The following is a 23,315-nucleotide window of genomic DNA, read 5'->3' as shown; positions in this document are numbered from 1 at the left end:
TCCCTCTTTTTCCCTCTCCCGGGCGGAGTTCGCCGAACAGCAGATAAAAAAATAGCAGGGGGAGGATGGATTCCTCACTCGCCTGCTGTTTTCGATCTGCCTGTCAGCCCGGCCGGCAACCTGCCTTAACGGCGGCTGGCGTAGGGGTTCGGATAGTTGAAACCCTGGGTATAAAGAGACTGGGCGAACCAATAGGTTGAATTGCTGCCTGACATCATAAACTCCTGATTGCTTAACAAGTTACGTACCTTAATGCGGGTTCAGATCCTTGAACGGACACTCGGTTCCATGGAGGCGCACTTGCTTTGCTTCGGTTCCCTGGAGGCATTCATCGTCATCCTGACGGGTGGCGAACCACGGTCGTTAATTTACCAGCCGGCGCCATAAACTCAATATTTTTTGTGATGCGAGTCACAAATTTTCTTTTGTGCTGGTTCGTTTCGTCCATACCGGAGCTGTACGCTGCCATTCCCCCGCTTGCCAGCACAAGCCGCCCGCAATTTGCGCTGATCGCTCACATTTTTGTGTGATTGACTGTATTATCGTTATCCTCTTGCTCGCCCCGCTACCGGGGCCCTGTCATCTTCCGTGCTGGTAAGGAGTCCCGACGTGGCACAGCTTAGTTCTCTCTCTCCCAAACTGATTTGGCATTTCTTCGAACAGATCTGCTCCATCCCCCACCCTTCCAAGCACGAAGCCCAGCTGAGCGCCTGGATCGTCCAATGGGCACAAGGGGAAGGTCTGGCGGTCAAGCAAGATTCCGTCGGCAACATCATCATCAAAAAACCGGCCACGCCGGGGATGGAAAACCGCAAGGCGGTGGTGCTGCAGGCGCACATCGACATGGTGCCGCAGGCCAACGCCGACACCCAGCACGACTTCACCAAGGATCCCATCGATGCCTACATCGACGGTGAATGGGTCACTGCCCGCGGTACCACCCTGGGCGCCGACAACGGCATGGGCATGGCCGGCTGCCTGGCCGTGCTGGCCGACAAGACCATCAAGCACGGTCCGCTGGAAGTGCTGCTGACCACCGACGAAGAGACCGGCATGACCGGCGCCTTCGGTCTGGAAGCGGGCTGGCTGGAGGGCGAGATCCTGCTCAACACCGACTCCGAAGAGGATGGCGAGGTCTACATGGGCTGCGCCGGCGGGGTGGATGCCAATATCCGCTTCCCGCTGGAGCTGGTCGCCGCCACCGAGGGCGAAGGTTTCGAGCTGCAGGTCAAGGGCCTGCGCGGTGGTCACTCCGGGGTCGACATTCATCGCGGCCGCGGCAACGCCAACAAGCTGCTGGTGCGTCTGCTCAAGGCCGCCGACCCGCTGGGCGTGCGTCTGGCCGAGATCCATGGCGGCACCCTGCGCAACGCCATCCCGCGCGAGGCCCGAGCCAAGCTGCTGGTGCCCGCTGCAAATGTCAACGAATTCAAGGCCCTGGTTGACCGTTATACCGGCATCTACCAGAGCGAGCTCGCCGCCACCGAAGCCAACCTGACCGTGCTGCTCACCACCCAGGAAAAACCGGTCCAGCTGATGAGCGAGTCCCTGCAGGCCCGCCTGCTGGACTCCCTGATGGCCTGCCCGAACGGCGTCATCCGCATGAGCGATGCCATCCCGGGCGTGACCGAGACCTCCACCAACCTGGGTGTCATCAAGACCCAGGATGGCGAAGTGTATGTGCAGTGCCTGATCCGCTCCCTCATCGACTCCGGTCGCGAGAGCGTCGAACAGATGACCCGCTCCCTGTTCAATCTGGCTGGCGCCAGCTGCGAGTTTACCGGCGCCTACCCGGGCTGGGCACCGAACGTGGACTCCCCGGTGATGGCGCTGGTACGCAACAGCTACCAGACCCTGTTCGGCGAGATGCCGAACGTCATGGTGATCCACGCAGGCCTCGAGTGCGGTCTGTTCAAGAGCGCCTACCCAGAGTGGGACATGGTCTCCTTCGGCCCGACCATCCGCGGCGCCCACGCCCCGGGCGAGAAGGTGCACATCCCGGCGGTCGAGCGGTTCTGGCAGCTGCTGGTTCACGTGCTGGAACAGATCCCGGCCAAATAAGTCCGCAGGTCAAGGCCGACCGGCCACACCACATACCCCGCCAGGTGCGGGGTATTTTTTTGCCTGCTCCCGCCAGCCCTTGGCATGCTTCCCCTCGAAACCGCCGGACTGCTCTGCTGCGCTCCCCCCATCCGTGGCTCATCCAGACCCGTCAACCAGAGCACGGGTATCAATCTGAGAGCCTGCTGAAACCGTCTCCATAAGCAACCTTGGATTTGAAAACCCTTTCTATGATTTATGTAAATTTACAACACAAAAAGTTGATCCAGCTCACAGAAGGCCATAGGATCAAAGCGTGACCCAGGTCACATATAACAAGTCAACAACTGAGCAATGAGGTGAATATATGTTTGAGAATCTGGCAGTCCTGTTCCACCTGAAAGGTGTAACCAGCAAGAAAGGCGTCGTAGAGAAAGATACCTATGCGCCGGCAACCCGCAACTACTACTTCCGCTATGGCGCCTGATGCCGCCAGCGGACAGTTTCGTGAAAGCGTGATCGGACATTTAAGTAGTAAAATTACAAAAAACAGCAATCCACACAGCAGCCATCCCCTTGCGGGGGAGCTGTCCTGCCCTGGCCAGATGTTCCACGGCCAAACCTGAACTCCAACCATGAAGATGGGGCCCGCAGGCCCCATTTTTTATTCGCTGTTTCCCGTGCCATCTTGCTGCGATGCGGGCACCGGCATCATACCGCCTTTCCCAGGGGGATCGCCTCGGCCAGCGGCAACGGCGTGTGGCAAGCCACCTGATGCTCGGCCCCGTCACACGATTGCAGGCTCGGCGCCTTGGTGCGGCACAACTCGCCAGCATAGGGGCAGCGCTGATGGAAATGGCAACCGCTCGGCGGCGAGATCGGAGATGGGACATCCCCCGTCAACAGGATGCGCTGGCTGCGCCGACGCGGGTCCGGCACCGGAATGGCCGAAATGAGCGCCTGGGTATAGGGGTGGCGGGGGGCCAGATAGAGCGACTGGGCCTCGGCCAGTTCGACGATCCTGCCCAGATACATCACCGCAATCCGATCCGAGATGTGCTTGACCACCGACAGGTCGTGGGCGATGAAGATGATGGCGAGGTTCATCTCCCGCTGCAAGGTGAGCAGCAGGTTGACGATCTGGGACTGCACCGACACATCCAGCGCCGACACCGCCTCGTCACAGACCAGCAGCTTGGGCTTGAGGGCGATGGCCCGGGCGATGCCGATGCGCTGGCGCTGGCCGCCCGAAAACTCATGGGGATAGCGATCCACCGCGCTGCCGGGCAGCCCCACCTTCTCCAGCAACTCCTGCACCCAGACCCGCCGCTGTTCGGCGTTGCCCTTGCCGTGGATGACGAAGGGCTCCTCCAGGATCTGCCCCACCGTATGACGGCTGTTGAGGGATTCCGCAGGATCCTGAAACACGATCTGCATCTCCTGGCGCAAAGATCGCATCTCTTTGGGCGGGAGGTGGGTGATGTCACGTCCCTCGAAGGTGATGGTGCCGGCGGTCGGCTCGAACAGCTTGAGCAGGGTGCGCCCCAGGGTCGACTTGCCGCAGCCGGACTCGCCCACCAGCCCCAGCGTCTCCCCCTGCTTGAGATCGAAGCTGATGCCGTCCACCGCGTAGACATGGTACTTCTTGCGCAGCAAGCCGCCGCCCAGCTGGAAGTGCTGCTTCACGTCGCGCACCGATAAAAGCGTCTTCATACGGCTAGCTCCCTCCAGTGGTGGCAGGCCACCCCGTGCCGCTCGGCGAGCTGCTCGGTGGCCGGAATGGCCCTCACACAGATCTCGGTAGCATGGGGACAACGGTTGGAGAAACGGCACCCTGCAGGCATCTCGTGCAGGGCCGGCACCTGCCCCTTGATGGTCTTGAGCAGGCTCTTGGGCTCATCCTCGAGCCGCGGGATCGAGCTCATCAGACCATGAGTATAGGGATGGCGCGGGTGGTCAAACAGCTCGAACACATCGGCCTGCTCCACCGCCCGGCCGGCATACATCACCACCACCTCGTCGCACAGCTCCGCCACCACCCCGAGATCGTGGGTGATGAAGATGATGGCCATGCCGGTCTGGGCCTGCAGCTCCTTCATCAGCTCCAGGATCTGGGCCTGAATGGTCACATCGAGCGCCGTGGTCGGCTCGTCGCAGATGAGCAGCGCCGGCTCGCAGGCGAGCGCCATGGCGATCATAACCCGCTGGCGCATGCCGCCGGAGAGGTTGTGGGGATAGACGGCAAAGCGCTGGGCGGGCTCGGGGATCCCCACCTTCTGCAGCATGGCGATGGCCGCCTCCCTGCGCTGGGCCTTGCTGTAGTCGGGGCGGTGGAGGCGAAACACCTCCATCAGCTGATCGCCGACCGTCTGCACCGGGTTGAGCGCCGTCATCGGCTCCTGAAAGATCATCGAGATGCGGTTGCCGCGCACCTTGTACATCTGATCCGGCGCAAGCGACAGCAGCTCCTCCCCCTGAAAGCGAATGGAGCCACCTACCACCTGACCATGGGGCTTGGGCAGCAGCCCCATGATGGCGAGCGAGGTGACGCTCTTGCCGCAGCCGGACTCGCCGACCACCCCCAACGTCTGACCGGGGGCCACCTGGAAGCTGACTCCGTCGAGCACCTTGATCTTGCCGTCGTCGACGGCAAACTCCACCGCCAGATCGCGCACCTCCAGAATGGGGGCCTTGCTCTGGCCATCCCTCCCATGCTCCCGGACACCGGGGTGAGGAGCCTGTGTGTTGGACATGACTGCTGCTCCCTTCTGCGCCATATCAGTGACGTGCATAGGTCTTGTCGAGCAGGTTGATGGGCGCCAGCGCCTCTCCTGCCTCCTTGGCTTTCAGGGTATCTTCCTTCACCTTGGGATCGAGCCAGAGCAGGCCGCCACTGCTGTGGGGATAGCCGTCCATGGGCCAGTAGAGCAGATCCGGCGTGTTCTTGGTGGCGGGCACCTCGGGCAGCATCACGTAACGCCAGCTGCTGGCCCGCACGTAGTTGAGCTGCACCCCGGGCACGAAGATGGCGAGATCATAGATACGCTGCTGGATCTGGCGGGAGAGCTCGGCCCGCTTGGTCATGTCGAACTCGACGTTGTAGGCATCGATCAGCCCATCGAGCTCCTTGTCAGCCACGTTGAACAGGTTGTTGGTCTGCGGCTTGTTGGCATTGGCCGAGTGGAACGACTCCCAATACTGCGGATAGAGACCACCACCACCCCAGCCGAGCCAGGCCGCCTCGTGTTTTTTCTCCAGCATCGCCTTGAAGCCGGTGGCCCCATCCACCAGGTTGAGCTCCAGATCCAGGCCCGCCTTCTTGGCTTCTTCTTTGAGCACTGTCAAACGCTTGGAGTGCTCCTGACTGGTGTAGGTGAGCGCCAGGGTCAGCCGCTCCCCCTTGTCGTTTTGCAGGATGCCGTCCGGCCCCGGCTTGGCGTAACCGCCCTTGGCAAAGTAGTCGCGCGCCTTGGCGATGTCATAGGCCCGCTCCGGCAGTTGCATGTCGGTGAACTCACCAAAGCCCGAGCCGAAAGTGGTGGCTCTGTCATAGTCGCCGCGCAGCACGGTTTTAATCATCTTGTCGATGTTGAAGGCGTGCTGGATACCGAGCCGCACGTTGAGGTCAGCCAGCTTGGGATTGGCGACATTGAGGTGAACCCCCTGCCCGCCCTGCTTGGTGTCGGTCATGGCCATCACCTTCTGCACATATCCCTGCTTGTATTCGGGGGTAACCGCTTTTTCATGCCACCAGTTGGGCAGGATCATCTCGAAGGTATCGAGCTCCCCCTTCAGGAAGTGACGAAAGGCGATGTTGTGATCGCGGATCACCTGCACCTTGATGGTGTCGAGGTTGAACCTGTGCTGGTTGTAGCGATCGTCCTTTGCCCACCACTCCTTCTGCTTGCTGAAGGTGATGGACTTGCCCTTCTTCACGTCGCTCATCACGTAGGGGCCGGTGTTGGGCACCACGGCCCAGTTGTACTGCTTCACCCAGTTGGGGGTCAGCTTGTAGTAGTGCTTGGGCTGGGGCCACAGCTCGGTGGTGTTGAGCAGGTCCAGCTTGGCCTTGCGGGTACCCGCCTTGACCAGGATGGTATGGTCGTCAACCTTCTCCACCGCCACCACCTCGGTGGTGTAGTAGTTGTTGAACCAGGGCCCCTTGATGTCCTTGGAGCGCATCATCTCGTAGCCGAAGGTGTAGTCATCGGCGACCACTGGCTTGCCGTCGGACCACTTGGCGCGCGGATCCAGCTTGAAGTAGACGGTCTGGTTGTCCGGCGCGATGGCCCAGTGGGTCGCGAGCGACGGAATGGGGTTGCCGGTATTGGGGTGAAAGCTGATAAGCCTCAGCTGGTTATCCATGATGAAGGAGCGGAACGCGCCGTTGGAGTCCGGCCCCACGGTGCGAAACGTCAGTGGAAAACTGTCCACGAACATGGTGATGCTGCCACCGGGCAGCGCCTTGGGCGAGGCGAACACGGGGTCGGTGTCGTTGGTCTCCCATTTGAGATCTGCAGGCAGGCTGGCCGCCCACACCCAGGATCCGTTCACCAGCACAAAGAGAGCACCAATCCATTTGATTTTATTTTTCATGTTTGACTTCCAGGTCATACCCCTGCACTGGGGGCTTGTCGATTCAAGGGTGAGCAACCCGGGGCCATAAGCCCGCACCAGGTCACTGATAACGGGTAAATTTGCGCGGGTCGAACGCCTCGCGGATCGCCTCGCCGATGAAGGAGACCATGATGAGCACTAGGCTCACCGCTGCCACCACCGAACTCACGATCCAGATGGCATCTAGGTTGTTGATACCCTGGGAGAGCAATTCCCCCCAGCTCGGGGTGGGCGGAGCCAGGCCGAAGCCCAGGTAGTCCAGCGCCGTCAGGGTGGAGATGTTGCCCACCACGGCAAACGGCGCCAGAGTGACGATCATCATCAGGGTGTTGGGCAGAATGTGGTGGAAGATGATCCGCCCGGTACCGGCCCCCTGGGCCCGTGCCGCCATCACGTAGTCCCGCGCCCGCTCCTTGTAGGTGAGGGTGCGCATGTACCAGGTGATGCCCATCCAGCCGAACAACACGTTGATGGCCACGAACAGGCCGAAATTGGGCTTGGCCAGCGACACCAGGATCATGATGACGTAGAGAAACGGCACCTGGGACCAGATCTCGATAAAGCGCTGCAGCACCAGATCAAACCGCCCGCCGAGAAAGCCCATCATGCAGCCGATGGTGACCCCGATGGCATAGCTGGCCACCAGCGCGATGAAGGCGAAACCGATGGCGATGCGAAAGCCGTAGACCAGCCGTGCCAGCACATCGCGGCCGCTGGTGTCGGTGCCGAGCAGATGGCGCTCGGCCAGGCTGGGCGCATAGGGCGGGTAGGCGTCCTGCTTGAAATCCTGCTCATAGGGGTTCCAGGGCACCGGCGACAACACCACCCAATCCCCCTTGCCATCGGCGGCGAATTTGTCTTTTAGCTGGCGATAGTTGGTCTCGTACTCGTAATCGAGCCCGAACTGCTGACCCGGGATCACGTCGCCATAGGTAGGAAAATAGAGCTCCCCCTGATAGCTCACCATCAGTGCCCGGCTGTTGACCAAAAGCTCCGCCAGCAGGGAGAGCAGCACCAAGGTGGTGAAGATGATGAAGGAGTAGTAACCGCGCTTGATCGATTTGAAACGCTTGAGTTTTTTTAAGGTGACAGGGTTCATGTTCATGCTCACTCTCCAAACCGTACTCGGGGATCGACCAGGGCAACGCAGATGTCGGAGACGATATTGCCCACCAGCATCAGCATGGAGGTGATGGCCAGAATGCCCATCACGGTGGGGTAATCCCGCTCGACGATGGCCTCGTAACCGAGCAGACCGATGCCGTCGATGTTGAAGATGGTTTCGATGAGAAAGGATCCGCCGAAGAAGACGGTGAGCACCGACCCCAAGTGACTGGCGATGGGGATCAGGCTGTTGCGCATGGCATGATCGGTCACCGCCTTGCGAAACGGCAGCCCCTTGGCCACGGCGGTGCGCACGTAATCTGCCGACAGGTTCTCCATCAGGCTGTTCTTCATGGTCATGGTGAGGATGGCAAAATCCCCGATGGCGTAAGCGATGAGCGGCAGCAGGGCATGGGCGAACACTGTGCGGATCTGATCCCAGCTGCTCTCCATGCCGTCAAACTCGTCCCCCGGGAAGCCTCCCATGGGCAACCACTCCAGATGGAACGCAAAGACGGTGATGAGAAAGATCCCCACCACATAGGCGGGCAGCGCATAGGCCATGTAGATGAGCATGGAGCTGAACGAATCGAAGCGGCTATTGTGCCTGAGCGCCTTGGCCACCCCGAGCGGAATGGAAACGGCATAACTGAGCAGAAAGGTCGCCAGCCCGAAGAAGGCGGTCACCGGCAACCTGTCCTTGATGAGACCCCACACAGGTTCGTAATAGCGGGTCGATTCGCCAAGATCCAGTACCGCCAGCTTCTGCAGCCACTCCCAATAGGCGACCAGCATGGGCTTGTCGAGCCCGTAAAAGGCCTTGAGCTCCTCGATCTGTTCATCGGAGAGCGCCTGCGCGCCCTTGCTGCCGCTGGAGCGGCCCGATTCGTTCTGAGAAACCTGAGCTTGCAGCAGCATGCGTTCGACCGGGCCGCCCGGCACGAAGCGGGTGATGGTGAAGACGAGCAGGGTGATACCGAGAAACGTCGGGATGATCAAAAGCATCCGACGTAAGAAATACGACAGCATGGTGGAACCTCGTCCTTGTTGTTCTTTTATGGCCAGTCACATCCGGTGACGGGCCTGTCCTTCCTGGCATTACTCACTGGATAGCCGGTTATTGACAGACTATCCGCTCGGTCACTGTAAAAGCTCTGCAACAAAAATCAAGTAGAACGAAGGGCATGACATGCCCCTTTGGCAAACCATGGAATTTACTGTGAGTTTTTTATGAAAAAGCCAACTTCAAGATAAAAAACTGCGAGATGAACAATTTAAATAACGTTTAAAACTTAAATAAAACCCATAAAAACAGTCTCAACAAAGGATTTTTTGATTACAAAACAATGACATAATTGAAATTCAAAATAAAACTCCCTTCTTTATATGCAAAAGCTGAAATCCGCTTCGACTATGCAATCTGAACCTCAGCCGAACACGCTACCAAAACAGAAAATAATGCTGAAAAAGTCTTGGTTAACAATATAAAAACTATCGGGACATCGCCCTTATCGATAAGTTCAAAATTAATCAATAAAATGGGAAGCGTTCATTTTAACATCGATTTCACATCGTAAAATATCATCAAGTCAGAATAAATCGCTGCAAAACCAGAACTATTAAAACATAGTCAGCTTATTGCGCTCTCCTTCCCCATCCGCACCGCCTCAATTGACGTCAGCCGTCAAAGCTTGATAAGCCTTACGCATCGCTCCAACGAGGGCGGTATGGAAGCAAACAAAAAAACAACCAGGAAGGATATAGCGATGCTTAGGAAAAGCAGACTCTCTGCTGCCGTAGCGTTTGCCTTGGCGAGCGCGGCAGTAGTGGCCACCCCTGTCTTGGCCGAAGAAGGCCAAAACGTCGAAAAACTCCAGAAGATCAAGGTTACCGGCTCACGCATCTCCCGTGTCGACGTGGAAGGCGCCACTCCGGTCGTCGCCATCAGCAAGGCCAAAATCGAGCAATCCGGTCAACAGACCGTGGCTGACTACCTGAAACAGGCCTCCTACAACTCCTTCGGCGGCTTCTCCCCCTCCTCCGGCAGCTCAGCCCAATCCCAGGCCACTGTTGGCCTGCGTGGACTAGGTTCCGAGCGCACCCTGGTGCTGCTCAACGGCAAACGGGTCGCCGGTTCTCCTTCCATGGGGGGCAGCTCCATCAACCTCAACTCCATCCCCATGGCGGCGGTGGAGCGGGTGGAAGTGAACCTGGACGGTGGCTCTGCCCTGTATGGTTCCGATGCCATCGGTGGCGTCATCAACGTCATCCTGAAACAGGACTATGAAGGGCTGGCATTCCAAGGCCGTATCGGCTCTCCCACCGAAGAGGGTGGTGACGAGAAGAGCGGCTCCATCGTCAGCGGCATCACCGGGGAGAAAGGCGCCCTGATGATGGTCTACGAGCACGACGTCAAGGACGAGATCTACTACAAGGATCGCGACTACCTGGCCCGTGAAGGTGCCTCTGCACCCAGCCTGTATGGCCGCAACATCAAGGGCATCGACGCCGCCACCGGCAAGACCGTGACCCGTACCCTGGATGGCATCGACTGTGCCAATACCGGCCCCGGCTTCGTACCGGTCGGTACCGCCTGTCGCTTCGACTTTGCCCAGGTCGCCGCCAAGACCGCTTCCCGTACCCGGGACACCGTCTACGTCAACGGTCGCTATCACATCAATGACAACGTCGACTTCGTACCCCAGCTGATCGGCTCGCGGGTCACCAGCTTCGGCCGCTTTGCCCCGGCCGCCGGCCCCTTCTCCATCGACGGCACTACCCCGGGCGGCGCCGAACTGCTGGCCGACAACGGCTTCATCGGCGACAAGGCCACCGTCTACTACCGCTTCAGCAACGTCGGTCCCCGTGACAACCATGTCACCGACATGACCGGCAGCATGAACCTGGGCTTCGAAGGCACCCTGCCGACCGAAGCGGTGGGCGATGTGGAGTGGAATGCGGGCTACATGTATTCCAAGACCGACAACAAGAACCGCGGCACCGGCTATGTGCTGAACCCGGCGGTCCAGCAGGAGGTCGACAGCGGCAACTTCAAGAACGGCGAGTTCTCCAGTGCCGCCACCAACAGCCTCTCCTATGACACCAGCCGCACCTCCAAGATGGACTTCTTCCAGTGGTACGGTGGCCTGGGCTGGAGCATGGGTGAACTGCCGGCCGGCCCCATCGGCTGGTACCTGGGGGCCGAGTACAACGACTGGGTCTACTCCGACACCTATGACAGCCAGTCTGCGGCCGGCAACGTCATCGGTTCTTCCGGCAACTCGGGCGGTGGCGTGCGCGACGTCTTCGCTGCCTATATTGAGAGCCTGATCCCCATCACCGAGCAGATCGAGCTGAACCTGGCCGGTCGTTTCGACAAATACAGCGACTTTGGCAGCGCCTTCTCGCCCAAGGCGAGCCTGCGTTACCAGCCACTGGACAACCTGTTGTTCCGTACCTCCTGGTCGCAGTCCTTCCGCGCCCCAGGCCTGGAAGATCTGTATGCAGCCGATGCCGACTCCGCCGACTTCGCCAAGGACTATGTCTCCTGCCAGGCCAACGGTGTCGCCAACTGTCCGGAAGAGCAGTACTCCACGGTGCGTCAATCCAACAAGAACCTGAAGGAAGAGACGGCTGACACCTTCGGCATCGGCGCGGCCTACAGCCCGATCGACGATCTCAACCTCTCGCTGGACTACTACTACATCAAGATTGATGACGTGATCCAGCTGGCCACCACCCAGACCCAGTTCTATCAGGAGCTGAACACCGGCAGCAACCCGAACGTCATCCGCGATGCCAACGGCGATGTGGAACAGGTTTACGCCGGCATGGTCAACCTGGGTCAGCTCAAGACCAGTGGTCTGGACTTCAAGGCTGACTACAAGTACGACTTCAACGTCGTAACCGTGCGCTACGACTTCGGCAGCACCTACATTCTGAAATACGAAGAGGGTCTGTTCGCCGGTGGTCCCATGGTCGACAAGAAGGGCTGGAATGCCAAGCCTGAACTGCGCTTCAACTCCGGTGTCGGGGTCAATGTGCCGCAGTGGTGGAACATGGACGCCTACCTGAGTGCCAACTACATCGACTCCCAGAGCCAGGACTACGTGGATGGTCAGACAGAGGGCCATATCGCCTCCCAGACCACCTGGAACCTGAACGTCGGTGTGGACACCCCCTGGAACGGCAAGCTGCAAGCCGGTGTGAAGAACATGTTCAACGTAGGCCCCTCGCTCTCCAGCGACGGCTTCACCTACGACGAAGATCTCTACAGCATCGACGGGCGCATCGTCTACCTCGACTACACCCAGAAGTTCTAATCAACTCCCGTTGAGATATAAACCCAAGCCGGCCCGGTCGGGCCGGCTTTGCCCAACGTCCAAGGAAGTTACGGAGATAGGGTAATCCTATGAAAACAAGGACAATTACAATGAAGAAAGCGCTCCTCGGCAGCCTGGTTTCTGCTGCCTTGCTGACCAGCTTCAATCTGAGTGCCGCCTCTGCCAGCCAGGCAGTGGACGCTCAAGCCGCCACCGACAATGCATCCAAAGTTTCCCAGCAGAAGATCGACAACTACGCCGACTCTGCCGAATCCGCCCTCGCCCAGTACAAGGCCGCCTTGCGTCAGGTCGACAGCCTGCGTACCTACAACGAGCAGGTGGGCAAGATGGTCGACTCCCAGAGCAGCGAACTGGCCTCGATGCAGCGCCAGATCGCCCAGATCGATCAGACCAGCACCGAAGTGGTGCCGCTGATGCTCAAGATGATCGACTCCCTCGAGCAGTTCGTGGCGCTGGATCTGCCGTTCCAGAAGGTCGAGCGGGAGGATCGCGTGGCGGCCCTGACCGACCTGATGAACCGGGCTGACGTCACCATCTCCGAGAAGTACCGCAAGATCCTGGAGGCCTACCAGATCGAGGAGGGCTTCAGCCGCACCATCGAATCCTACAAGGCCAGCCTGGCCAAGGATGGCGGCGAGAAGACCTATGAGTTCCTGCGCGTCGGCCGCATCGCCCTGCTCTACCAGTCCCCGGACGGCAATGAGACCGGCATGTGGAACAAGAAGACCCGTCAGTGGGAAGAGTTGCCCCAGGAGTATCGCAGTGCAGTGGAACAGGGCCTTCGCATCGCCAAGAAGCAGGCGCCTCCCGCCCTCATCAAGCTGCCGGTTCAAACTGCGGAGAAAGCATCATGAAAGGAATCAAACTTGCCATCGCCTCGCTGATCGCGGGCGCTACCCTGATCACCCTGCCGGTGACCGCCGCAGAGAAACCGGTGGATCTGAACGCCCTGCTCAATCAGGTCAAGGCCGCCAGCACCACCGAATCCCAGCTCAACAAGGAGCGGGAAGCCCGCTTCCTGGCCGACAAGAACGAGCAGGCCGCCCTGCTGGCCAAGGCCAAGGCAGAACTGGCCGCCGAAACGGCCAAGGGTGAGCGGCTCAAGGCCACCTTCGATGCCAACGACAAGCAGCTGACCGAGCTGACCGAGACCCTGCGCCAGCGTGCCGGCAACATGGGCGAGATGTTCGGGGTGCTGCGCCAGTTCGCCGGCGAGTTCAAGGGGATCTTCAACGCCTCTGCCCGCCGGGTCGAGCATCCGGAGCAGACCGCCCTGCTGACCCGCCTGGCCGAGAGCAAGGAGCTGCCCTCCAGCGATGACCTGACCGCCTTCTGGACCACCACCCTCAGCCGCATGGTCGACGGTGGCAAGGTGAGCCAGATCCCGGCCACCGTGGTCTATGGCGAAGGCAACCAGGCCGAGAAGACCGTCACCCAGATCGGTGAGTTCAACACTGTCTCCGAAGGCAAGTACCTGACCTTCGTGCCGGAGACCGGCAAGTTCGAACAGCTGCCCCGCCAACCCGACAAAGGGGTGCTGGAGCCCATCGCCGACTTTGAACAGGGTGGCGGCGGCGTCAAGCCGATCTTCGTCGACCCGTCCCGCGGCGTGATCCTCTCCCTGCTGGTGCAGTCGCCGACCCTGAAGGAGCGGATCGACCAGGGTGGTGAAGTGGGTTATGTCATCATGGTGCTCGGCGTGCTCGGTACCCTGCTGGCGCTGTTCTGCGGCGCTCGCCTCTCCCTCATCGGCGGATCCATGCGCAAGCAGCTCAAATCCGATCAGATCATCAAGGGCAATCCCATCGGCGAGATGCTGGGGGCCTACCAGAGCCATCGTGGCGACAACATCGAGGATCTGGAGTCCAAGCTCGACGAGATCATCCTGCGCAACGTGCCCAAGTTCGAGAAGGGCATCAGCATCATCAAGCTGATCGCCTCGGTCGCACCGCTGCTGGGTCTGCTGGGTACCGTGGTCGGCATGATCGCCACCTTCCAGGCCATCACCCTGTTCGGTACCGGCGATCCCAAGCTGATGGCGGGCGGTATCTCCGAAGCCCTGGTCACCACCATGCAGGGTCTGGTGGTCGCCGTGCCCATGCTGTTCCTCTACACCATCGTGCAGACCCAGAGCCGTCGTCTGATCCAGGTGCTGGAAGAGCAGAGCGCCGGTTTCGTCGCCCGCTACCAGGAACGTCTGCACGCCTCCAAAGCCGCAGCGTAAGGAGTCACCATGTGGTTCTGGTTGATTGAAGAAGTCGAGTCGGTCCGCCGGTTTCTGGGATTGGGGGGCGACGTACTGGTCGCCCTGTTCTTCCTGACCCTGATGATGTGGGCCCTGCTGCTGGAGCGCTGGTTCTACTTCATGGCGGTCTACCCCAAACAGGTGAAGCAAACCAAGGCTACTTGGCTGGCCCGCAGCGATCACCTCTCCTGGTCTGCCAAGCAGATCCGCCGCGAGCTGGTCTCCCGGGTGGCCATGGCGGTGGACAAGGGGATGCCGGTCATCAAGGTGCTGATCGCCCTCTGCCCGCTGATGGGGCTGCTCGGGACCGTGGTCGGCATGGTGCAGGTGTTCGACACCCTGGCCATCACCGGCACCGGCTCACCGCGGGCGATGGCCTCGGGGATCTCCAAGGCGACGGTACCGACCATGGCGGGCATGATTGCCGCCCTTTCCGGCCTGTTTTTTGTCAACCAGCTCGATCACAAGGCCAAGCTGGCGGTCGAGAAGCTGGAAGACAACCTGAAACACGGTTGATGCAGGATGCACTCCCCCGCCGGGCCCGGCTCTGGCGGGGGCACAGAACAAGCAAGGAGTTTTTGCCATGAGAAAACGTCACAGCGACAGCAGTGCTGATGAGGCGGCCATCGATTTGACCCCCATGCTGGACATAGTGTTCATCATGCTGATCTTCTTCATCGTCACCACCTCGTTCGTCAAGGAGTCCGGCGTGGAGATCAACCGCCCGAGCGCCAGCACGGCCGAGACGGTGAAGAAGGGGAACATCATGGTCGCGGTCCGTGAAAACGGCCAGGTCTGGGTCGACAAGCGCATCGTCGAAGTGGGTGCCGTGCGCGCCAACATCGAGCGGCTGCGGGCCGAGAACCCGGAGAGCGCCGTGGTGATCCAGGCCGATACCGAATCCCGTTCAGGTCTGGTGGTCCAGGTCATGGATCAGATCCGCATGGCCGGTGTCCAGAACATCTCCATCGCGGCGAGCAAGAGCAGCTGATGCCGGAGCGAGCACCATGAGATACCTGATATCGTTGGCGGTCTCCTGTGTGGTGGTGTTCTTCCTGTTTCTGGGAATGAACAAGCTCATCACACCGGATCACCGGGAGTTGGTGGAGAAGGAGGACGTCAGCATGACCGACTTCATCCGCATCAAGCCTCAGGAGACCCTGCAAGAGAGACAACGCGAGCTGCCCAAGCCGCCGCCCCCGAACCGGCCCCCTCCCCCTCCCGAGATGGAAGTGGCCAGCACGGATCGGCCGCAGATGGAGAGTTCGCCGATGGACATGCCCAAACTCGACATCCCGGTCAACATCGGTGGTGGCAACGCCCTCGGTGCCTACAGCACCGGTGGCGGTGGTGGCGGCATGGGCGGCAACAACGGCGCCATTCCGCTGGCGACCTTCGAGCCCATGATGCCCCGCAAGGCGGCGCTGGCCGGCCTCGCCTCCGGCAAGGTGCTGGTGGAGTTCACCGTCACCGAGCGCGGCACCGTCAGCAACGTGCGGATCGTCAAAGAGGATCCCCGCAGCTACGACCTCGGCAAGGCAGCACGCCAGACCATCGCCAAATGGACGTTCAAGCCGGCCATGGTGGATGGCAAGCCGCAGGCCACCCGCATGCAGCAAGAGATCGAGTTTGCGACCAACTAAGGAAGGTGGCGATGAAAAAGTTACATACCCTGATCCTCGCCCCGGTCGCCATGGCGGTGCTGCTCAGCACCGCCGGCTGGGCCGCCGAGCAGCCCGCCCTCTCTGACCGCGCCTACCGCGCGGTCAACAAGGCGCAGGCACTGATCACCGAGAAGAAATACGGCGAGGCCAATGCCAAGCTGCAGGAGGCGCTGTCCGGCGCCGGCGAGCGGGTCTACGACAAGGGGGTCATTCTGCAGACCCTGGGCTTCGTGGCAGCGCAACAGGAGAAGTACGGTCAGGCGACCAAGTACTTCGCCGATGCCATCGCCACCGGCGGACTGCCCCAGCCGGTGGCCCAGCAGGTGCGCTACAACCTGGCCCAGCTCTACATGGCGGAGGGGAACTTCAAGGCCTCCATCAGCACCATGAACCAGTGGTTCGCGAACCTCGGCAAGGACGAGAAGCCGACCCCGCACGCCTACATCACGCTGGCCAACGCCCATGTGCAGCTCAAGCAGTATCGGGAAGCCATTCCGGCGGTGGACAACGCGATCAAGCTCTCCGCGGGCAAGGCACCGGAGTCCTGGTATTTGCTGAAGATGGCGGCCCACTACGAGCTGAAACAGTACAAGCCGGCCACCGAGGTGCTGACCGCGCTGGTCGACCGCTATCCGGAGAAGAAGAAGTACTGGACCCAGCTGTCGGCCATGCATATGCAGGCGGGCAACGATGGCAAGGCGCTGGCGGCGCTGGAAGGGGCCTACAACCTCGGCATGCTGACCGAGGCGGCCGAGTTGCAGCGTTTGGCCAACTACCTAGCCTTCGCCGGCATCCCCCACCGCGCCGCCCGCGTGATGGAAAAGGCGATGAAGGAAGGGACCATCGAGAGCAACGCGGCCAACTACAAGACGCTGGCCAACTACTGGCACCAGGCCAAGGAGCTGGACCCGGCCATCGATACCCTGGCCAAGTCCTACAAGCTGGCCCCCAGCGCCGATCTGCAGCTCAAGATGGCACGCATGATGATCCAGAGCAAGCGCTACCAGGATCTGGTGGCCTTCGCCGCCAAGCCCGCCGCCAATGCCAGCGGCGAGCAGCGGGCGGATCTGAAGTTCCTGACCGGGGTCGCCTATTTTGAGCAGCAAAAACCGAAGGAGGCGCTCAGCGCCTTCACTCAGGCTGCCCAGAACGGCAACGTCAGTGGTCGCGCTTCTCCTTGGATCAGCTTCTTGAAAGAGCAGCAGGGCGGCGCCGTCACCCAATAAGCAACCCAGGCGTGCCGGCCTGGGGCATTTGTTCCCGGCATGGCACGCAATGACACCCGGCAGGACAGGCACCCTCCCCGCCCTGCCGATCAACAACAAGGGGGTCACCCCGCAGATTGCCTTGGTGGCAATTGGCCGCTCCCCGGAGCGGTCTTTTTTATGACTCTGCCTTTATTATCCCGCCATAAAAAAATCCGGAGCCTGGGCTCCGGATTGGGTCATTGCCTTGCGAGAGGACAGGCTGAGTACCGGCCTTCCTCTGAAATGGTCATCAGTTCAGTAGCTGCATACCAGCTTCCAGCTACCATCGCCCGCTCTGAGCTCGCTGCTGGTACAGCAGCCTGGACAACTCAGTAGCTGCACACCAGCTTCCAGCTGCCATCGCCCGCCTTGGGCTCGCTGCTGGTCCACCAGTTGGCCTGCCACACCGCCTTGTTGTTGGTCATCCGGTCACCGCCGTTGGCGTGATCCCCCTGTGGCCAGGTCGGATAGGCCTTGTAGGCGGCCGGGTTGACGTTCTGGCTGCTGCAGGTGGCGCCGCCCGGGTTCTCGCCGCCACCACTGCTGCCCAATACGGCCTCCGGCAGGGTCGGGAACTCGGCCTTGAGGCCCGCAGTCTGGGTGCCGCTGATGATACGGATACCGCTCGGCACACCGGCGGCCGGCAGATAGTAGGTCATCGTCACTTCCACGTCGCTGCCCGGCGCCCACGCCTTCCAGGTCGGCAGCGTAAAGGCCGCCTTGTGGAAGTCCTTCTCGCCCGCGATGCCGTCGGAGTTCTGGTTGCCACCGCTCTCCACCACTTTCAGCCCCATCCCGCTTTGGTCGGTGATGGTGTCGGAGGTGGAGGTGGGCACCAGGAACTCGATGCGGGTACCGCCCGGAATGGTCTGGGTCGAGTTGTTGGTGAGCTTCAGGGTCGGGTTGATCGGGTAGTTGGAATCCCCCTCCTTGAAGCCGGAGAGGCTCACCGCGATGTCGAGCTGGACGGTTGGCGCCGCCAGATCGTTCTGCTTGGTGTTGTACTTGGTCGCCTTGGCAAACTTCTCGTAGGCGAGCGTGGTCAGCGTGCTGCCCATGCCGTACTCGTTCTTGGCCGGATCGAAGGCGTAGTCACCCGCCATCTCCCAGAACATGACCCCGCCCAGGCCCCGCTTGATGATGTAGTCGAGCTTGTGGCCCATGGACTCTTCATCTTCGGTGGAGAGGAACACCTTCTTCTCTTCGTTCCACAGCCAAGGCGCCTGCGCCTTGTCATCGTAGTAACGCACATACTTGCCCTGCATCACGTGGGCCGGGTTGTTGGGATCCAGACCCCAGGCCTGGCCGTAGCTCGGCATGGTGGTGATACCCAGGCTGGCGGCGTTCTCCAGGTTCTTGGCATGCCACATGGGCACGGCGCCACCGCCGATCTCCTTGCCGTTCTTGTCGAGATCATGCCAGATGTTGTCGATGCCGACCGCCCCGTTGCCACACGGAATGGTGCTGCCACCGGTGCCCGGCTGACAATCGCTCTGGCTCGGCAGGGCTGCCTTGCCGGCCAGGCCGTGGGTGCCACCGCTGACCCCCTGCCAGCCGCGGGTGTAGTAAGGCACGCCCACGTTGATCTTGCCGGCCGCCAGGGCGCCACGGAAGTAGTGGGCAGACCAAGCCGCGTTGAGGTAGCCGATACCGCCAAACTGGCTCTGGGTATAGACACCCCAGTGGGCAAGTTCGGCATCAGCCTTGTTGTCAAACAGGGCCGCGTTGTGACCGACGAAGTTGTTCCAGGCGCCGTGGAAGTCGTAGGTCATCAGGTTGACGTAGTCGAGGTACTGGGTGACCTGGAAGTTCTCCATGCCGCGCAGCAGGTAGGCCGAGGCCGGCGAGGCGATGGTCAGCATGTACTTGCGACCATCCTCGCTGCCGGCGCTGTCGAGTTTGCTGCGCAGGGTCTGCATCAGCACCTTGTAGTTGGCAAACAGCTTGCCGCGGCACTGGTTGGAGAGCGGGAAGTCATTGGGGTTGCCCGCATCCTTCATAGAGGTGGGGTATTCGTAGTCGACGTCGACCCCGTCAAAGCCGTACTGACGGATGAAGCTTACCGCCGAGTTGGCAAAGGCGTTGATGCCGTCATTGTTGACCGAGCAGTCACCCTTGGTGGTAGCGGTATAGAAGCCGCGGGTATCGGCCCAGCCCCCCACCGAGATCAGGGTCTTCACGTCCGGATACTGCTTCTTGTACTTCGACAGCAGGTTGAAGTGGCCCTTGTAGGCAAACTCCGGATCCATCTCGGCACCCGGCACGCCGTCCCAGGTCATCTTGGTCGCCGAGTCGTCCACCTTGATGGTGTGGCTCTGCTCGTCCACCGCCGCGAAGGCATAGTTGATGTGGGTGATCTTGTCCCAGGGGATGTCGCTCACCAGATAGGAGGGCAAGCCGTTCTTGCCGGTGCGCCAGGAGGTGAAATAACCGATGACCCGACGGGCGTGGTCATCCCCCATGCACTCGTAGCCATCCGGGCGGTAGATCTGGCGAATGTCGCAGGAGAGGTTGCCACCGGTGGGAGGCAGGGCTGCCTCTTCCACCTGTACGTCGACCTGGCTCGATTCGCCGCTCAGGTTCTCCTTGTCGGTCGCCACCAGCTTGAGGCCGGCCAGCCCCTTGCTCTGGGGCGTCCAGTTCACCTGCCAGGGGGCACTGGTGTCTTCGCCCACCTTCTTGCCATCGACGAACAGCTCGACCCTGGCGACGTCGTTGTTGGCATCGGTGACGTTGCCACTCACCGCCACGCTGCGACCCAGGGTCACCTTGGCGCCGCTGGCCGGGCTGCTGATGCTCACCTTGGGCGCCTCCGGCGCCACCACGGCGGCGACGTTGAAGCTCGAATCCGCCTCGCTCAGCACCTTGCCATCTTTATCCAGTGCCCGTGCCTTGAGGGCGTGGGCGCCGACACCGGCGGCACTCCAGCTGCCGTTCCAGGGCGAGGCGCTCGCCGTGGCCACCAGCTTGCCGTCGATGAGGTATTCCACCCGAACCAGCGCCGTCACCGGGCCGCTCAGGGTCACCGCCAGCGCGACGCTCTCCCCCTCGTTGAAACTGGCGCCGGCAGCCGGCGAGCTGACGGATACGCCGAGCACAGGGGGCGGCACGTCCCCGCCATAGAGTTTCCAGGCATCGGCCCAGACCACACCCACTCCGGGAGCGTAGTGATAGGGCGAGGCCCCGCACCAGCCGGAGTAGGGAAATTCTTTGCACTCATAGAGATTGCCGACGTTGCTGACGATGTCGCCGGCCTTGTAGGCGGTACCGGCCTGATAGGCGGGATAGGCGGCCTGTGCCCAGGCGGGCATGGCAGCCAAAGCCACCAGCATGGCAAGCCTGCTGGGCCTTAGGGTCTGTTGCATATTGTTATCTTCCTTGTTTTGTCTTGGCATTGGTCACCAAGGCAAGGGACAAGCGCAACCTGCGTGATGGGCGCAGACAACTGGCAATGGACCTGCCACAAACGTCACCCTCACCCTGGGAAGCCCCGCTATCTGGATCGCGCGATCTGAAGACCGGAGGCATTGCGTCCCGGCATCTCGACCGGTTTGCCCTTTACCTGGGTTCCGTGAGGAACAAACCGAGTATAGGAATCAACCAGCCGAGTCTCAATCTTCATTCTCGAGGAAAAATATGTGGATGCCAGCCAGATCACATTTTCACTGACGTGACGAAATAACTGTTTTGTCATTAATTTCATACTGTTAGCCAAGTCAAAAAAACCGGCATTGCCCTCATTTGTATCCCCGTAATGTGCGTTGGCTCACTGGTATGACATGCCAGAAATGTGACAATGCGCGCCCTTGGCCGATGCGCCAAGGCTATGGAAACACTGGCAAAAAATAAAAAAGGAACAGTTATGAAAGGAACACGTACCCTGCTGTCGCTGGCCGTGGGGCTTGCGCTCGCCTCCCCGTCCGTCTATGCCGCCGGCTTCAGCTGCCCGGCCGACAGCGCCCTCACCCCGATCCCGGTCATTCAGGGCAGCGGCGACAAGAGCCCGCTCATTCCCGCCGACAAGTTCGAAAGCCCCCAGAGTGTCATGGTCAAGGCAGTGGTCTCTGGCCTCGGCGAGAGCCTCAACAAGGGGTTCTACCTGCTGGATGTGCAGGGCGACGGCAACCCCCAGACCTCGGACGGCATCTTCGTCTTCCTGAACGACAAGAACTTCGCCAGCAAGTACCCGGACATCAAGCCGGGTGCCGAAGTCTGCCTGGAGGCCAAGGTCGAAGAGTATTACAACCACACCCAGCTCAAGCCGGTGTTTGACAGCGGCACCCCGCGCCTGCAGGTCGTCGCCCAGGGCTCGGTCCCGGCCGCCATCCCGCTGCGGGTGCTGGAAAACGAAACCCTGGCCCGGGCGCTGGAGCGCCACGAAGGGATGCGGGTACGGCTCGACGCCGACAGCGCGCTCAAAATCAGCCGCAACTTCAGCTATGACTACGCCGCCCGGCGCAACAACCTGGTGCTCTCCCACCAGGCGCCGCTGATGAAACCGACCCAGCTGCACGACGCCGACAGCAAGGCCGCCAAGGCACTGGCCAAGGCCAACGCCGGTAACCGGGTGTTCCTCGAATCGGACTTCAAGGCCGCCGACGGCAAACTGCCCTGGCTGCCGGCCTGGGAGCCGGAGCAGGGTTACCTGCGCATCGGCGACGCCCCGGTCAATCTGGACGCCATGGTGGGCTACAGCTACAACGAGTACCGGCTGATCGTGCCGCAGGATCAGGTGATCACCGCCGGCGATCTGCTGCGCACCAGCGACAATGACCGCCAGAGCGCCCCGGCCCGTGCCGACGGCACCGATCTGCGCGTCGGCAGCTTCAACGTGCTCAACTACTTCACCAGCCACTCCAGTGTGGGCGGTGCCCTCAACGTGCTGTGCAAGGATCAGGCGGATGCAGACAGCGCCAAGGGCTGCAACCGGGGCGCCAAGAATCTGGAAGATTTCCAGAAGCAGCGCACCAAGATCGTCAACGCCATCACCGAGATGGATGCCGACCTGCTCGGCCTGATGGAGATGGAGAACAACGGCTTTGACAGCCACTCCGCCATCAGCGACCTGGTACAGGCCCTCAACGCCCAGCAGAAAGAGGCGGGCAAGCAGTACGCCTTCGTCACCCTGCCCAAGGCGCTGCTGCAGGGCGAGCACTACTTCGGTGGCGACGCCATCATGGTGGCCATGATCTACCGGCCGGCCAAGCTGGCACCGCAAGGGGACGCCAACGTCATCACCCTGCCGGTGCAGAAATACCTGGATGCCAAAGGGGTCGAGAAACAGGCCTCTCAGCGTGACTCCCTGGTGCAGACCTTCACCGTCGAGGGCAGCAAGGATCCGCTGACCCTGGTGGTCAACCACCTGAAATCCAAGGGTTCAGGCTGCCTCGAGAACCTGGACGGCAAGGAGCCGGCCGATCTGCAGGGCAAGTGCACCGAGTTCCGGGTCAGTGCCGCCAAGGTGCTGGGCGATGCGGTGAGCAAGCTGCCCGGCCAGGTGCTGCTGGTGGGCGACTTCAACTCCTACGCCCGGGAAGATGCGATCCGGGTGCTGACCGACTATGTGCCGACCGACGGTCAGCGCAAGATTGTCTCCGCCTCCCAGACCTTCCTCGGTGACCAGGTCTTTGAGCAGACCGGCAGCGAAGTGGCCAAGAGCTACGGCCTGGTGGACATGAACGTCAAGTTCAACAAGGAGAAAGCCATCTCCTACAGCTACGAGGCCGAGCTCGGCACCCTGGACTATGCCCTCGCCAACCCGGCGCTGGCCGGCAAGGTGATCGCCGTGGCCGACTGGCACATCAACTCGTTCGAGAGCAACCTGTTCGAATACGGCCGGGACTTCTCCGGCGACATGATCAAGTCGGACAACCCGTTCAGCGCCTCCGACCACGATCCCATCATCGTCGACCTCAAGCTGCAAGAGGAGAGCAACGGCGGTGGCGGAGCCATGGGCGCCCTGCTGCTGGCGCTGCTGCCGCTGGCCTGGCGTCGTCGCCACGGCTGATGAGCCATCGCCATCAAACCAAAAGCCCGCAGCGATGCGGGCTTTTTT

At 61.0% G+C, this 23,315-nt stretch carries 15 protein-coding genes and 1 riboswitch; of the genes, 9 read left to right on the top strand and 6 right to left on the bottom strand.

Annotated elements, in window-relative coordinates; genetic code table 11:
* Positions 1–609 precede the first annotated feature (609 nt).
* Positions 610–2,061 (top strand): beta-Ala-His dipeptidase, encoded by a 1,452-nt coding sequence (locus AACQ43_RS06295; protein ID WP_168966533.1) that lies wholly within the window; start codon positions 610–612, stop codon positions 2,059–2,061.
* 690 nt (positions 2,062–2,751) lie between these two features.
* On the opposite strand, the gene AACQ43_RS06290 is transcribed toward AACQ43_RS06295, so the two are convergent.
* The 5 genes from AACQ43_RS06290 to AACQ43_RS06270 all read right to left on the bottom strand — a co-directional run bounded on the left by AACQ43_RS06290 (position 2,752) and on the right by AACQ43_RS06270 (position 8,790).
* On the bottom strand, positions 2,752–3,753 hold the full coding sequence (locus AACQ43_RS06290) for an ABC transporter ATP-binding protein (RefSeq protein WP_076360494.1): 1,002 nt from the start codon (positions 3,751–3,753) through the stop codon (positions 2,752–2,754).
* On the bottom strand, positions 3,750–4,793 hold the full coding sequence (locus AACQ43_RS06285; RefSeq protein ID WP_168966531.1) for an ABC transporter ATP-binding protein: 1,044 nt from the start codon (positions 4,791–4,793) through the stop codon (positions 3,750–3,752). The genes AACQ43_RS06290 and AACQ43_RS06285 overlap by 4 nt, the downstream gene beginning before the upstream one ends.
* A gap of 25 nt (positions 4,794–4,818) precedes the next feature.
* Positions 4,819–6,636, bottom strand: coding sequence for an extracellular solute-binding protein (locus tag AACQ43_RS06280; protein WP_168966529.1), 1,818 nt, complete (start codon positions 6,634–6,636; stop codon positions 4,819–4,821).
* Positions 6,637–6,718: 82 nt separating this feature from the next.
* Complete coding sequence (locus AACQ43_RS06275) at positions 6,719–7,762, bottom strand: ABC transporter permease (protein ID WP_168966527.1); 1,044 nt, start codon at positions 7,760–7,762, stop codon at positions 6,719–6,721.
* A gap of 2 nt (positions 7,763–7,764) precedes the next feature.
* The gene (locus AACQ43_RS06270) at positions 7,765–8,790 is read right to left on the bottom strand and encodes an ABC transporter permease subunit (protein ID WP_024943518.1); all 1,026 of its coding nucleotides are present in this window, start codon (positions 8,788–8,790) and stop codon (positions 7,765–7,767) included.
* A gap of 737 nt (positions 8,791–9,527) precedes the next feature.
* On the opposite strand from AACQ43_RS06270, the gene AACQ43_RS06265 reads away from it, so the two are divergent.
* The 7 genes from AACQ43_RS06265 (at position 9,528) to AACQ43_RS06235 (ending at position 17,239) form a co-directional block, all read left to right on the top strand.
* Positions 9,528–12,083: a TonB-dependent receptor gene (locus AACQ43_RS06265; protein WP_168966525.1), complete on the top strand. Its 2,556-nt coding sequence runs from the start codon at positions 9,528–9,530 to the stop codon at positions 12,081–12,083.
* A gap of 110 nt (positions 12,084–12,193) precedes the next feature.
* Positions 12,194–12,958 (top strand): DUF3450 domain-containing protein, encoded by a 765-nt coding sequence (locus tag AACQ43_RS06260; protein ID WP_016351821.1) that lies wholly within the window; start codon positions 12,194–12,196, stop codon positions 12,956–12,958.
* Positions 12,955–14,328 (top strand): MotA/TolQ/ExbB proton channel family protein, encoded by a 1,374-nt coding sequence (locus tag AACQ43_RS06255; RefSeq protein ID WP_017410944.1) that lies wholly within the window; start codon positions 12,955–12,957, stop codon positions 14,326–14,328. The genes AACQ43_RS06260 and AACQ43_RS06255 overlap by 4 nt, the downstream gene beginning before the upstream one ends.
* Positions 14,329–14,337: 9 nt before the next feature.
* Complete coding sequence (locus tag AACQ43_RS06250) at positions 14,338–14,865, top strand: MotA/TolQ/ExbB proton channel family protein (RefSeq protein WP_016351823.1); 528 nt, start codon at positions 14,338–14,340, stop codon at positions 14,863–14,865.
* A gap of 67 nt (positions 14,866–14,932) precedes the next feature.
* A complete protein-coding gene (locus tag AACQ43_RS06245; protein WP_010633018.1) occupies positions 14,933–15,340 on the top strand; it encodes an ExbD/TolR family protein in 408 nt (135 codons plus the stop codon).
* Between the two features lie 16 nt (positions 15,341–15,356).
* Positions 15,357–15,992, top strand: a complete 636-nt coding sequence (locus AACQ43_RS06240; protein WP_016351824.1) for an energy transducer TonB — start codon at positions 15,357–15,359, stop codon at positions 15,990–15,992.
* Between the two features lie 11 nt (positions 15,993–16,003).
* Positions 16,004–17,239 (top strand): tetratricopeptide repeat protein, encoded by a 1,236-nt coding sequence (locus tag AACQ43_RS06235; protein WP_016351825.1) that lies wholly within the window; start codon positions 16,004–16,006, stop codon positions 17,237–17,239.
* Between the two features lie 350 nt (positions 17,240–17,589).
* On the opposite strand, the gene AACQ43_RS06230 is transcribed toward AACQ43_RS06235, so the two are convergent.
* Positions 17,590–20,625 carry a glycosyl hydrolase family 18 protein gene (locus tag AACQ43_RS06230; RefSeq protein ID WP_411584365.1) on the bottom strand — a complete coding sequence of 1,012 codons (3,036 nt, stop codon included), beginning with the start codon at positions 20,623–20,625 and terminating at the stop codon, positions 17,590–17,592.
* Positions 20,626–20,740: 115 nt separating this feature from the next.
* Positions 20,741–20,826: riboswitch (cyclic di-GMP riboswitch) on the bottom strand.
* Positions 20,827–21,122: 296 nt separating this feature from the next.
* Between AACQ43_RS06230 and AACQ43_RS06225 the strand changes: the two genes are divergently transcribed.
* Positions 21,123–23,267: an ExeM/NucH family extracellular endonuclease gene (locus AACQ43_RS06225; protein ID WP_168966523.1), complete on the top strand. Its 2,145-nt coding sequence runs from the start codon at positions 21,123–21,125 to the stop codon at positions 23,265–23,267.
* Positions 23,268–23,315 lie beyond the last annotated feature (48 nt).

Origin of the sequence: Aeromonas sp. DNRA1 (assembly GCF_963888745.1) — a bacterium.
GTDB lineage: Bacteria > Pseudomonadota > Gammaproteobacteria > Enterobacterales > Aeromonadaceae > Aeromonas > Aeromonas hydrophila.
The sequence above is the reverse complement of the archived record's forward strand: the minus strand, read 5'-3'. Positions and strand labels throughout refer to the sequence as shown.

What these genes read in the sequence shown, in the direction of transcription:
- AACQ43_RS06290 (WP_076360494.1), bottom strand. Translation starts at nt 3,753, where the DNA reads ATGAAGACGCTTTTATCGGTGCGCGACGTGAAGCAGCACTTCCAGCTG.
- AACQ43_RS06285 (WP_168966531.1), bottom strand. Translation starts at nt 4,793, where the DNA reads ATGTCCAACACACAGGCTCCTCACCCCGGTGTCCGGGAGCATGGGAGG.
- AACQ43_RS06280 (WP_168966529.1), bottom strand. Translation starts at nt 6,636, where the DNA reads ATGAAAAATAAAATCAAATGGATTGGTGCTCTCTTTGTGCTGGTGAAC.
- AACQ43_RS06275 (WP_168966527.1), bottom strand. Translation starts at nt 7,762, where the DNA reads ATGAACATGAACCCTGTCACCTTAAAAAAACTCAAGCGTTTCAAATCG.
- AACQ43_RS06270 (WP_024943518.1), bottom strand. Translation starts at nt 8,790, where the DNA reads ATGCTGTCGTATTTCTTACGTCGGATGCTTTTGATCATCCCGACGTTT.
- AACQ43_RS06265 (WP_168966525.1), top strand. Translation starts at nt 9,528, where the DNA reads ATGCTTAGGAAAAGCAGACTCTCTGCTGCCGTAGCGTTTGCCTTGGCG.
- AACQ43_RS06260 (WP_016351821.1), top strand. Translation starts at nt 12,194, where the DNA reads ATGAAGAAAGCGCTCCTCGGCAGCCTGGTTTCTGCTGCCTTGCTGACC.
- AACQ43_RS06255 (WP_017410944.1), top strand. Translation starts at nt 12,955, where the DNA reads ATGAAAGGAATCAAACTTGCCATCGCCTCGCTGATCGCGGGCGCTACC.
- AACQ43_RS06250 (WP_016351823.1), top strand. Translation starts at nt 14,338, where the DNA reads ATGTGGTTCTGGTTGATTGAAGAAGTCGAGTCGGTCCGCCGGTTTCTG.
- AACQ43_RS06245 (WP_010633018.1), top strand. Translation starts at nt 14,933, where the DNA reads ATGAGAAAACGTCACAGCGACAGCAGTGCTGATGAGGCGGCCATCGAT.
- AACQ43_RS06240 (WP_016351824.1), top strand. Translation starts at nt 15,357, where the DNA reads ATGAGATACCTGATATCGTTGGCGGTCTCCTGTGTGGTGGTGTTCTTC.
- AACQ43_RS06235 (WP_016351825.1), top strand. Translation starts at nt 16,004, where the DNA reads ATGAAAAAGTTACATACCCTGATCCTCGCCCCGGTCGCCATGGCGGTG.
- AACQ43_RS06230 (WP_411584365.1), bottom strand. Translation starts at nt 20,625, where the DNA reads ATGCAACAGACCCTAAGGCCCAGCAGGCTTGCCATGCTGGTGGCTTTG.
- AACQ43_RS06225 (WP_168966523.1), top strand. Translation starts at nt 21,123, where the DNA reads ATGAAAGGAACACGTACCCTGCTGTCGCTGGCCGTGGGGCTTGCGCTC.